The sequence below is a fragment of the Algibacter sp. AS12 genome (assembly GCF_046736315.1).
Taxonomy (GTDB): domain Bacteria; phylum Bacteroidota; class Bacteroidia; order Flavobacteriales; family Flavobacteriaceae; genus Algibacter_B; species Algibacter_B amylolyticus.
In genome coordinates, this window is the sequence record NZ_CP151841.1 from 2,905,849 (window position 1) to 2,917,852 (window position 12,004).

The window sequence follows — 12,004 nt, forward strand, 5'->3', positions numbered from 1 at the left end:
TTATTTTAAGTGTTTAGTAATTTTAGAGCTTAATGGGTTTATGGTTGGTAAAAAATAGTCTATTAAATCGCCATTTGGACCTACTAAATATTTCTGAAAATTCCATTTAACCGTTGAGTTTTTCGTGCCATTATTAATTGCTTTGGTTAGCCAACTGTATAAAGGATGTTTATGTTTCCCTTTTACATTTATCTTTTCTGTAATTAAAAAAGTAACCCCATAATTAGTTTTACAAAAAGACTCTATTTCTTCTTCACTGTTAGGTTCTTGGTTTCCAAATTGATTACAAGGAACACCAATTATTTCTAGATGGTCTTTATATTTGTTATTTAGGGTCTGTAAATCTTTATACTGTGGAGTAAAACCACATTTAGATGCAACATTTACAAATAAAATATGTTTATCCCTATAATGTAATAAGTTGATTGGTTTTGCATTTATGGCATTAATTTTAATATCATAGATGGAATCAATATTCATCTTTTTAGGTCGAGATTTAGTGCTAAAAGTCGCTAAAAATGCTTTGAGCGTATTCATAAGTTATATTTTAAAACTAACTATACCACAGTCCATTTCAAATATTTGACCAGAAACAGAAGCACAACTATCCGATAAAAGAAACGCAGTCATTTCTGCAACTTCCTCTGGAGCAAGAAACTTTTTAAGCGGATGACGTTCTGTTATATTCTCAATCATCTTGTCATTCCGTAAAAGCTTGGATGCAAGCTCTGTATTGGTAACAGTAGGAGCAATGGCGTTAATACGAATATTTGGTGCTAATTCTGCGCCTAAGGATTTAACTAAACCCTCAACACCCGATTTAGCAACTGCTATACTCGCGTGATATGGCATACCTAATTTTGCCGCTACTGTACTAAAAAGTACGATAGAAGCTTGGTTGCCATTTTTTAAAATGGGAAGATACTTTTGAATAACTTTTACAGCACCAAGTACATTGATTTCGAAATCGCTTTTAAAATCATCAATACTTAATCTTGAAATAGGTTTTAAATTGATGCTACCAGGACAATACACAAGTCCGTCGGCTTGTTCAATATTGGGTAATTCATCATTTATTACATCGCACGAATGGTGAGTTAAGTGGTTGTGCGATATTTCGGGAGTACTTCTGCTAATGTTTATAACACGGCAGGATATTAATAGTTTATCTATTAAAGCTTTTCCAATGCCCTTGCTTCCACCAATTACAATTATTGTTTTCATGGTTTTCAGGGCATTTTATTTGCTATGGCCTGCCCTTTAGCCTTTTTTCAATTTTTTGTTTTATAACAGTCAATCGCTTCATTAGGTCCATTATTTCAGGATCTTTTTTCTCCTTATAAATGTCGTTTAATCCTAATATTAAGCTTTTTACTTCTCTAGATGATTCGATGCGCTCACTTGTAGTTTTAAAAGTGTGTCTTCGTTGCTCAAATTCTAAAGCTTTATCAATAATCTCCATAATTCTTTTTTAATCTTTAATCTTTTCTAATTGGTAGTATTGGATTACCAATTTTGCCAATATAGTAAATTATGGTAGATTAACTATTTTTATATAGAATTATTAGAAAAATTTTAATACTTATTTGCAAATTATATATGAAATCTTTACTTTTTATAAAAGTTTACCTTTAAGTCGGCGTTCAATCTTTCTTTTTATTACGGTTAAACGTTTCATGATATCCATAATTTTATCGTCTTTTTTTACCTTATAAATTTCATTTAAATCTAAAATTAAGGCTTTCGCTTCTCTAGAAAGTTTTACACGATCGCTGGTAGATAAAGATCTCATTTTTCGTTGTTCAAATTCTATTGCTCTGTCTATTAATTCCATGTTTTTAGCTGTTTATATGGTTTTGAAATTCTGTGATTTTTTCGGGGGTATTAAATGTTCCGCCATAAAAAGCGGTTACCGTAGATGATGTATCATCTTTTATGCCTCTAGAGGACACGCACAAATGTTTTGCTGAAATAATTACGGCCACATCGTTAGTCTCTAGAATGGTTTTTAATTCGTTTGCAATTTGATTTGTTAAACGTTCTTGTACTTGCGGACGTTTAGCATAATATTGTACGATTCTATTTAGTTTTGATAAGCCAATAACCTTTCCTGATGAGATGTAAGCAACATGCGCTTTTCCAATAATGGGTACAAAATGATGCTCGCAATTGGAATAAAATGTAATATCGCGTTCCACTAGCATTTGATTGTAATTATGTTTATTATCAAATAATGCTATTTTGGGTTTATTTAACGGGTTTAAACCTGAAAAAATTTCGTCAATGTACATTTTGGCAACTCTTTGTGGTGTGCCCTTTAAAGAATCGTCGGTTAAATCTAAGCCCATAACATCCATAATTTCTTCAAATAAAATAGAAATGCGTTCTTTTTTTTCGGAATTAGAAAGTTTAAAAGCATCTGGTTTCATTGCTGTTTCTAACCCAGTAAATTGGTGTTCGTCTCCAATGTCGTCTAGACTAAAGCCATTTAACTTATTGTCGTTTTTAGTTGGTGCTAAGTTGTCTGTTTCCATATTTTCTTTTTTATGTGCTGTTTTGAGGTGATTAACTCAAACAAAGCACTGTTTAGCGTTTTGAAATTTTATTATTCGAAATTTGTTTTTGTCTACTGCATTTAAAACGTCCTTTTTCAAAGACTCTTAATTTTTCATGTTTGGTTTGTCTACCTTGAACACGTTTTCGCCAAAGTTTGAAACTCTTTGGTTTCATTTCTTTGCGCATGAGCTTTATTACTTCTTGCTCAGATATATTGAATTGATATTTTATGGCTTCGAAGGTTGTGCGGTCTTCCCACGCCATTTCAATTATTCTATCTATGTCTTGAATTTCTAAACTCATTGGTTTAAAAAATTATGTTGTTCATCAAAATTTATTTTTTCATCAAGCATTTTCGTGAAAAATTGTTTGTTCTCTTTAAACATTTTATTGTTTTTAAAATGAATGAATTTTCCTTGGGCATGAATACTAATGCCGTTGGTTCGGTAAATAACTAACTGATAGTAGGGAATAGACCACGTGAAATTTTTAAGTCCTTGATTAATATAAATTAGAATTCCTTGTTTACGTAGCTCTATATTGGCGTAATTGATATCTGAAACAGCGTTCATATACACTTTTAAATTTAGACTAACATCCTCAATAACCATACGTTTAGAACCGATACCGTTCATTCTAAGAGACTCTAAAAAAGAGAATGGTTTACCAACCAAATCATTCAAGATTTCTTTCTGTTTTTTATTATAATGTGTAGAATTAAGTATCATTTTATATTCTTATTCCTTCAAATGTACAAAATGTTTATCTTTTTAACAAAAAGATTAAACAAAAGTATTCATAATGCTATAAGAATTATTTGTGGTTAACGTGTAACTATCTGTTATGTAGTGTTTTGTGTTTTATTTTGATTTCTTTAAAGTGTGCTTTTTTAGTATGCGTTCACTTTCATTAAGCACTTTTTTGTTTTTTCGAAGATTCCAAAGGACGTCTGATGCTTTTTTTCGTGTAGATTCTAGCTCAACAATAGGGTAGGGATAATCTACTCCAAGTTTAAAATTTAAAAACTGTTTTTCAAGAGGTGTCATTAAGTAGGGTTGGTGGGCAAATGGAGTTTCAATATTTTTTAGTTCTGGCAACCATTTTTTTATAAAACGAGCATCAGGATCATGTTCTAAACTATTTTTAATGGGGTTGTAAATGCGTAACATATTAATACCTGTTTCTCCGGCTTGCATTTGTAATTGTGGAAAATGTATACCTGGTTCAAAATCAAGAAACATTTGCGATAAATGCGTGGTAGCTTCTTGCCAAGGTTGCCATAAATTATGAGTTAAAAAAGAAACCACTAAGGCTCTCATTCTAAAATTTAAGTAACCAGTTTCGTTTAAACAGCGCATGCATGCATCAATTATTGGATATCCTGTTGTACCCGTTTTCCAAGCTTTTAAATAGTCTTGAGAAATACTTTTTTTAAGTTTATGAAACCCCTTGTTTATGCTTGCTTCTTCCATGGTGTGTTCCATTTCAAACTTCTGTACAAAATGAGATTGCCATTGTAAACGAGACATAAAAGCTTCCAAGGCTTTTTTATGTTTTGATGTTTTTTTAAGATGAAATGCTTGAGCGTACACTTCTCTAATGGATAAATTACCCCAAGCTATATAGGGAGATATACGGCTACAACTCGACCTAGATAATTCTGGTTTCGAAATGTGCTGCATATAATTCGGGTAGCGTTCTTTAAAAAAAGAGTTTAGATACTTTAAACCCATGGTTCGTCCGCCTTTTTGGAATATGGCGTTGCTTGGTGTGGTTAAATCGGGGATTTTAAAATGAGCTTCAATGGCTTCAATTTCGGGTATGCTTAATAATTGATTGGCATTAGGAGCGAAGTTTAATGGCGTAATTTCAAAATACGAATTACATAATGCCATCCAATTGTCGCGATTTTTTAAACCTCGCTGTACACCGTTATTAATGTTTTCCACCCAAGTAATAAGATTATTTTTGCAGAAACGTTCAAAATTCTTATCACGTTCATAAGTCACTAAAATACCTGTTTCTTGATGTGAAAAAACCTTAGTGATGCGGTATTTTGAAAGTAACTGATTAAAAACAGCAATGATGTTAGATTGTGCAATAAATACTTTGGAGTTGTAAGGTTTAAGGTGGTGGTTAATATCTACTAACGATTCTTTTATAAAATTCCAGTGGCGTTCGCTGTAGTGCGGATCGTTAAGTAATATAGGCTCAAAACTATATATAATTAAAACCTGTTTGCCTGTAGCAAGGGCATTATAAATAGCTTCGTTATCTTGTAAACGCAAATCGCGTTTTAGCCAAACAACATGTAATTCTGGTTTAGTATTCATCTTGATGCGCTATTATATGTTGGGCTCTTTCTTTTAATTTGGCTAAGTCTGGAGCTTTAATTTTATCTAATACGCTGTACATCATTTTCATTCTAAAATTGTTTTGTAACTCTAGTCTTTTAGAATCTAGAAAATTCCAGTATAAACTATTAAAAGGGCAGGCGTTGTCTTCTGTTTTTTTGCTTTTGCTATAATGGCAATTATCGCAGTAATTACTCATTTTATTAATGTACGACGCAGATGATACATAGGGTTTTGTTGCAATTTTACCTCCATCGGCAAATTGGCTCATGCCTCTTGTATTGGTAATTTGAACCCATTCCACAGCATCCACATAAATACCTAAGTACCATTTATCTACCTCGTCGGGATGTGTTTCTGTTAACAGTGCATAATTTCCAGTAATCATTAAACGCTGTATGTGGTGGGCATAACCATTATCTAGCGAGTTGGAAATGGCTTGTTTTAGACAATTCATTTTGGTGTTTCCTGTCCAGAAGAAATCGGGTAACTTATTTTTGTTATTTAGTTGGTTTTCATTTTTAAACCCTGGCATTAAAGCCCAATACATGCCACGCATGTATTCTCGCCACCCAATAACTTGTCTTATAAAACCTTCTACCTGAGAAATACTAATATCTTCACCATGTTTGCGGTAGTAATTGAGTACCGTTTTTACCACATCCTTAGCCGAAATGAGTTTTACATTCATGGCAAAAGATAAACGTGAATGGAAAAGGTAGACTTCATCTGTATGCATGGCATCTTGATAATCTCCAAAATGAATTAAAAGTGCTTTGCAGAAATACTTTAGTTGCTCTAAAGCTTGTTTTCTAGTAATTGGATAGGAAAAGGTTTTGGTATCAAACTTTCCAATGGTTTTTATTTTAGATTGTTCAATGTCAAGTATAACAGCATCCACATTATTTTTGAATAATTTGTAGGTAGGTATATCAACATCGCCTTTCCATTTGTTTCTATTACTTTTATCGTAGTTCCATTTACCGCCTTCGGGTTGTCCCGCATGCATTAAAATATCATGTTTTTTACGCATATCGCGATAAAAATTTTCCATGAGGTATTGCTTTTTATCCTTAAAAAAGGTTTTTAAATCATTGCGATTGGTGTAAAAATGTTCGGTAGAGGTGACGCTATGTTGTATATCGATAGTTTTGCAGAACTTTATTAATTGTTGGTCTAAGCGGTATTCGTCTGGTTCTAGATATTCAAAGGTTTCTATGTTGTATTTCCCTATGACCTTTAAAAGGTTATCGGTTAAACTTTGGGTGTTTTCCGCTTGGTTTATTTTGTAATAAACAACGTGGTGCCCTTTGTCTTTTAGGTCTTCTGAAAATTGACGCATTGCCCCGAAAAATCCAATAACTTTTTGAATATGATGGGTAACATAATCTGTTTCTTGGCGCATTTCAAATAAGCAATACACAACGTTATCGTTAGGTTCTTTAAACCACGAGTGTTTTATGTTGAGTTGATCGCCTAGTATAAGTCTTAGAATTTTCATTTAGAAAAGAGTTTCTTGTAACCAAAGATTTTGGAATGTCCCGTTGGCATCGTAACGTTCGGCTTGGAGTTGTACATTAAATTTTCGGTCTCTAGGATCGTTGCCTACACCGGATACATATATCCAATTGCCATAGTTGCTGTGCACATCGTAATCTAGTAGCGTAGATTCAAAATATGCAGCACCAATTCTCCAATCTAACATGAGTTCTTTTGAAAAATATGATGCCGCATTCTGCCTACCTCTATTGCTCATCCATCCTGTTTTTTTTAACTCTATCATGTTTGCATTAACAAATGGAGATGCTGTTGTTCCATTTATCCAATGGTTTATGTTTGTTTTATTGGTATTCCAATGGTAGTTTTTGTTAAGAATGCCGCCAATTTTAAAAATACTACTGTTATGTTTTAGCGAAACGTATTTAAAATAATCGCGCCAAATCAATTCGAAAATAAGCCAATATGTAGAGTCGTTTTTAAAATGTTCTGTTTCAAACTTTTTAACCTCCCAATAAATTGTTCTTGGAGAAAGGCTACCATTTGCTAACCACGGCGAAAATTTTGAACTAAAATCTGTACCAATTAAGCCGTTTCTTGTTTTCTTATAAAATCCTAATTTTTTTGTTTCGAAAAAGTAATGGTTTACACGCTTTAAGGCGGCAGTTTCTCCACCTTTAAAAGGAAAAGCGCTATTACTGTGTTTTTCGAAATTTTCAAAACCAAGGTCGGTAAGTTTTGGTATTTTAGTTTCGTTGTTTAGTTGAAGATTTTCCTTAGCAAGTATGAAAGAAGTAGAGGGTCTTACATGGCTTTCCTTTTCAACTTTTTTTCTGAAGTTTGTAAATACTTGCGGTATATTTTCAAGGTTTAAATTAATATCTTCTGGATGAAATAAAAATTGATTAAACAGCTCGTGCCATATCAAGTTATTCGGAACTAAAGCTTTTACTTTTTTAATACTATGCTTCTCCTCACTGGTCCATTCTTTTTGAAGGTAAATGTTTTTAATATCATGGTCATTTACCAGTTTTGGAATTACTTGTTCTGGTTTATTTTGAAATACTAAAAGCTCAATGTTTAAAGATTTAAGATTTTCCTTTAAATTAGAAACACTTTCAATTAAGAATTGAGCACGGAATTTTTCGGTTTTTTTAAAACCAAATTTATCTGTATTAAAAAGTTCTGGATTAAAACAAAAGACAGCTATAACTGCGGTGTTATTTTCTATTGCGCTATTTAAAACGATATTATCATGTACACGCAGGTCGTTTTTAAACCATACTAATCCTGTGTTTTGTTGCGTCTGCATTTTTCACTACAATATTTAACGTTACTCCAATTCTTTTCCCATTTTTTACGCCAAGTAAAAGGCCTTTTGCATACCACACATATTTTTTGAGGTAAGTCGCCCTTTTTACGCTTTGACATTAACGAGTTTGTTAATCATTCCACTAAAGATAAATCCATGAAAAGGCAATACACTATACCAGTAGAGTCTGCCCCAAAGTCCGCGTGGTCTAAAGGTTGCAGTTTGTTTTAGCAAGCCATCTTCAATTTTAAATTCTAGCCATGCTTCACCGGGTAAACGCATTTCGGCATAAAGCAGTAGTTTTTGTTGTTTTTTATCGGCAAAAATAACGCGCCAAAAATCTAGAGCATCGCCAGCATCTAATTCTGTTGGGCTTGTACGGCCCCGTCTTAATCCAATGCCACCAAATAATTTATCTATATAGCCGCGTAATCGCCATAAAACGGTACCATAATACCAACCCGTTTTTCCTCCAATAGCCCAAATTTTGTTTACGGTTTTTTCAGCATCTTGAACTTTGCGTTCTTTATAATCTGTAAAACAACCGTATTTAGGTACGTTTACATATTTATGCAATTGGTTTCTTAATCTGCCGCTACTTACCATAGAGTCTTTCCAGCTAGAAATTATACTGTTTTGTTCTATTTTTTCGAAAGCTAAAGCCACTGCTTCTTTATACGTAAGTGGTTTAACCCCAAGGGTTTTGTTAATATTGCTTGGTTTTCCTATAATTTGTACACCCATGCTATCCACTAACGAAGAAGCTAGTTTGTACGATGTTGATGTTACAAAATAAAGCCAATACGACGATAATTTTGGTGTCATTACAGGTACGGTAAGTATGTATCGCTTTAGTTCTCTTACCTCGGCAAACTGTAGCAACATTTCTTTATAGGTAATAACTTCTGGTCCAAAAACATCGTAACTATTGTTAAATAGTTTTTCGTTTCCTGCAGCTTTAGATAAAAAGGCTAGAACATCTCTTACCGCCAGAGGTTGTGTTTTAGTATTTAGCCATTTGGGCGCAATCATAAAAGGGAGTTTTTCAACCAAATCTCTAATAATTTCAAACGACGAACTTCCGGATCCAACAATAATGCCCGCCTTAAATATGGTTAACGCATAGGTTTTAGATTCTAAAAGGCTTTCAACGTTTTTTCTAGACTGTAAATGTTTCGATAATTCTTTCTCGTTAGTTATGCCGCTTAAGTAAATTACTTGTTTAACCTCGGTAGTTTCAATGTAGTTTTTAAAGTTTGTGGCACAACGGGCTTCAAGCGATTCAAAATCTTTAGACGAGTTGGACATGGAGTGAATTAAATAGTACGCCACATCAATTTTAATAGGGATGTTTTCTAAAGTTTCGGGTTTTAAAAAATCGCCTTCAATAACATAAATATTTTCATCTTCGGCATAACTTTTATCGGCTCTAAGTTGGTCTCTAACAACACATACCACTTTATGCCCTTCATTAAGTAAGAAGGGTATAAGTCGTTTGCCAATATAGCCTGTGGCTCCAGTTACAAGAATATTCATGTGTTAGTATAAAAATTAGCACTGTTAAAAATTTAGTGGTAATCAGCTTTTTGCATTCAGTACTTTTGGTCGCTGATAACCATAACGCTTATTTGTGTTGGGAATGGCATAAGCGTCTAATCCGTTTATTGCAGCGACTTCGGCTTTAGCAAGGTTAATAAAACCATCGTCTTCTAGAAAAGTGTCATCTACATACAACCCAACTATTTTTCCTATTACTAATATAGTGTTAATAGCCTGTATACCATATTCTTCTACATATTCCATGGCTAATTGTATAGGCGAATTTTTTACAAATGGTGCAAAAAAATCGGGTTTGTACTCTGGCGTTAATTCGGTAACATCAAACTCCGAGATGTCTTTAGCGTATTTGGCAGATGTATGATGCGCATCTTCAGTTATGCTATTATGAATATGGTTTATAGTAAAATAACCTGTTTCCTTTATGTTTTCATAGGTGTTTCTAATAACAGTGGTTGGTCTTAAAAAAAAACCTAACATAGCTGGACTCGAACCAATATGAGTAACCGAACTAAAAACGGCTAAGTTTTCGTTGCCTTCTTTAGATTTTGTTCCTAAAAGATTGGCAGATTTATATCCAGAACAACTATTTATTAAGTTGATTTTATATAAATGCTCCAAGTTTTTTATATGGCTTTCGTTAAAGTACGCCATTATAGGTTTAAATAATTATTTATTTTAATGTTTTGTGCTTTTAAATCGAACATTAGGTTATAAAGTCCAAAAAAGGTTCTGTTTATGTATATAAAATGTTTGGAACCACGATTACCATTCATCTTTTTTAAATCGGTACTTTTAGAGTAGCGTTCCCCTAATTCGGCTATTTTTCCAAAAAATCTAGCATCCGAAAAATCAAAGGTATCTTGATGGAATGGTTGGGTAAATAGACTTAACATATCATGAAACATTTCTGTGAAAAAGGCTATTTCATCTTTACTATCGTCTTCTCTAAGTATTTCTAGTTCGTATAATTTTGAAACAAAATAGTCTTTATTGTTAATGTTTTCTGCCTTGGCTAATTCGAAATAAGGTGTATAAAATTCCATAGGAATGGTTTTCATACACCCAAAATCGAGCGCTATTAATTCACCTTCTTTATTTACTAAAAAGTTTCCAGGATGTGGATCTGCATGTACTTTTTTTAACTTATGTATTTGAAACATGTAAAAGTCCCACAGTGCCTGACCTATTTTATTTGATTTTTCTTGATTCGTATTACTGGCATTAAATTCTGAAAGATGCTCACCTTTCATATAATCCATAGTTATAATCCGTTCAGAGGAGTAAGCCTCATAATAATTAGGAAACAAAAGGTTTGGAATATGCGCACAATCTTTAGCAATTTCCTTGCTTTGTTGTATCTCTAAAACATAATTGGTTTCCTCTGTTAACTTGTTTTCAACTTCTTTAAAATATTTATCGGAGTCTTTTCCTTTTATATTAAACATACTCATAGCTATTGGTTTTACCATAGCTAAATCTGAAGCAATACTTTCCGCAACTCCTGGATATTGGATTTTCACAGCAAGTTTTTTCCCATTCTTTGTTGCAATATGCACCTGACCGATGCTTGCAGCGTTTACAGAAGTTGCGTTGAAAGTATCAAATAAATCATTTGGATGTTTTCCAAAATATTTTTTAAATGTTTTTATTACTAGTGGCGGCGATAATGGCGGTACCGAAAATTGTGCTAGAGAGAATTTTTCCACATAAGCCTGTGGCAAAATGCTTTTTTCCATACTTAGCATTTGCGCTACTTTAAGTGCACTGCCTTTTAATTTCTTTAAGCCGTCGTAAATATCGGTAGCATTACTTTTGTCTAGGCGTGCCTTCGCATCTTCGGGTGTGTTAACTATTTTATCGCCGTAATATTTTAAATAATTTACGCCTACTTTGGCGCCTGTAGCTACTAGCTTAGTCGCCCTTTGTATTTTCGATGTTGGTATATTGTCTATAGTTTTCATGGGCTATTAATTCATTTGAAATTTTTCTTTAAATAAAAATTTACCTAAGTCTATAACACTTTTTAAAGGCGCAACGTCAATCACATCAAAAGTGGTGTTTACAGATTTCTCAATATATATGTCTGTTTTTTCAAAAGAGGCCGATGTGTCTTCCAACCAAAACTTCATGGTTAGTATAAATTGTAACCAAGCCGATTCTTTTAGTGCTCTGTCTTGAATTTTTTCTAATTGTTCCTGTTTAATATCTAACATTTGTATGCCCAATTCGCTAATAAATTGCGTAAAATGTGCTTTTAAACCCGTAAGCATTTTTAAACCTTTAAAGTCGGTTTTATACTTGTCCAACACATGTTTAACATAACTTCTGTTGGCCGTTAAATTCTCGAAAAAAGTGTAATAGAAACTTAATAGCTTGTTTCTGGCATCAAAAATTTTGTAATCTTCACTTTTATCTAAAACGGTTATTGTATTTGTAAAAAAGGCTTCAAAAATACCTTTCTCTATAGCCTCAAAAGAAGCAAAGTGCTCGTAAAATTTAGCTTCTTCAAAATTATTTATTTTGGAAAAGGCAAATACTGTTTTAGGATTCTCGTCATGTTCCAACACGTAATCCATGTAATAAGTAATGATATCGTTTTTCGAAACTGTTTTTTTCTTAGCCATGTTTTCTATTATTTACATCAAAAATACAAAATGTTTAACAAATATAATTAAAAGTTAAACAAAAATTATTATGGTAGTATAGTTTAAACCTATTGTGTTAG

Annotated in this window: 15 protein-coding genes; all 15 read right to left on the reverse strand. The window is 32.8% G+C overall.

Annotation, left to right across the window (positions count from 1 at the left end):
* A complete protein-coding gene (locus AAFN75_RS12105) occupies positions 1–537 on the reverse strand; it encodes a glutathione peroxidase (RefSeq protein WP_411806562.1) in 537 nt (178 codons plus the stop codon).
* A 3-nt stretch (positions 538–540) separates the two neighbouring features.
* A complete protein-coding gene (locus AAFN75_RS12110) occupies positions 541–1,224 on the reverse strand; it encodes an SDR family NAD(P)-dependent oxidoreductase (RefSeq protein WP_411806563.1) in 684 nt (227 codons plus the stop codon).
* A gap of 22 nt (positions 1,225–1,246) precedes the next feature.
* The gene (locus AAFN75_RS12115) at positions 1,247–1,462 is read right to left on the reverse strand and encodes a hypothetical protein (protein WP_144116908.1); all 216 of its coding nucleotides are present in this window, start codon (positions 1,460–1,462) and stop codon (positions 1,247–1,249) included.
* 153 nt (positions 1,463–1,615) lie between these two features.
* On the reverse strand, positions 1,616–1,834 hold the full coding sequence (locus AAFN75_RS12120) for a hypothetical protein (RefSeq protein ID WP_144116909.1): 219 nt from the start codon (positions 1,832–1,834) through the stop codon (positions 1,616–1,618).
* Between the two features lie 4 nt (positions 1,835–1,838).
* Complete coding sequence (gene folE, locus AAFN75_RS12125) at positions 1,839–2,534, reverse strand: GTP cyclohydrolase I FolE (RefSeq protein ID WP_411806564.1); 696 nt, start codon at positions 2,532–2,534, stop codon at positions 1,839–1,841.
* Positions 2,535–2,586: 52 nt separating this feature from the next.
* On the reverse strand, positions 2,587–2,859 hold the full coding sequence (locus tag AAFN75_RS12130) for a TIGR03643 family protein (protein ID WP_144116911.1): 273 nt from the start codon (positions 2,857–2,859) through the stop codon (positions 2,587–2,589).
* Positions 2,856–3,284 carry a hypothetical protein gene (locus tag AAFN75_RS12135; protein ID WP_411806565.1) on the reverse strand — a complete coding sequence of 143 codons (429 nt, stop codon included), beginning with the start codon at positions 3,282–3,284 and terminating at the stop codon, positions 2,856–2,858. The genes AAFN75_RS12130 and AAFN75_RS12135 overlap by 4 nt, the downstream gene beginning before the upstream one ends.
* Before the next feature lie 132 nt (positions 3,285–3,416).
* Positions 3,417–4,889 (reverse strand): deoxyribodipyrimidine photo-lyase/cryptochrome family protein, encoded by a 1,473-nt coding sequence (locus tag AAFN75_RS12140; RefSeq protein ID WP_411806566.1) that lies wholly within the window; start codon positions 4,887–4,889, stop codon positions 3,417–3,419.
* Positions 4,879–6,411, reverse strand: coding sequence for a cryptochrome/photolyase family protein (locus AAFN75_RS12145; RefSeq protein WP_411806567.1), 1,533 nt, complete (start codon positions 6,409–6,411; stop codon positions 4,879–4,881). Before AAFN75_RS12145 ends, AAFN75_RS12140 begins: the two co-directional genes overlap by 11 nt.
* Complete coding sequence (locus tag AAFN75_RS12150) at positions 6,412–7,719, reverse strand: DASH family cryptochrome (RefSeq protein ID WP_411806568.1); 1,308 nt, start codon at positions 7,717–7,719, stop codon at positions 6,412–6,414.
* On the reverse strand, positions 7,692–7,838 hold the full coding sequence (locus AAFN75_RS12155) for a DUF2256 domain-containing protein (RefSeq protein WP_411806569.1): 147 nt from the start codon (positions 7,836–7,838) through the stop codon (positions 7,692–7,694). Before AAFN75_RS12155 ends, AAFN75_RS12150 begins: the two co-directional genes overlap by 28 nt.
* Positions 7,825–9,255 carry an SDR family oxidoreductase gene (locus AAFN75_RS12160; protein ID WP_411806570.1) on the reverse strand — a complete coding sequence of 477 codons (1,431 nt, stop codon included), beginning with the start codon at positions 9,253–9,255 and terminating at the stop codon, positions 7,825–7,827. Before AAFN75_RS12160 ends, AAFN75_RS12155 begins: the two co-directional genes overlap by 14 nt.
* Before the next feature lie 42 nt (positions 9,256–9,297).
* On the reverse strand, positions 9,298–9,930 hold the full coding sequence (locus AAFN75_RS12165; protein ID WP_411806571.1) for a flavin reductase family protein: 633 nt from the start codon (positions 9,928–9,930) through the stop codon (positions 9,298–9,300).
* Entirely contained in the window at positions 9,930–11,240 is a 1,311-nt protein-coding gene (locus tag AAFN75_RS12170; protein ID WP_411806572.1) for an ABC1 kinase family protein, read from the reverse strand. The genes AAFN75_RS12165 and AAFN75_RS12170 overlap by 1 nt, the downstream gene beginning before the upstream one ends.
* Before the next feature lie 6 nt (positions 11,241–11,246).
* The gene (locus AAFN75_RS12175) at positions 11,247–11,903 is read right to left on the reverse strand and encodes a TetR family transcriptional regulator C-terminal domain-containing protein (RefSeq protein WP_411806573.1); all 657 of its coding nucleotides are present in this window, start codon (positions 11,901–11,903) and stop codon (positions 11,247–11,249) included.
* Positions 11,904–12,004: the final 101 nt, after the last annotated feature.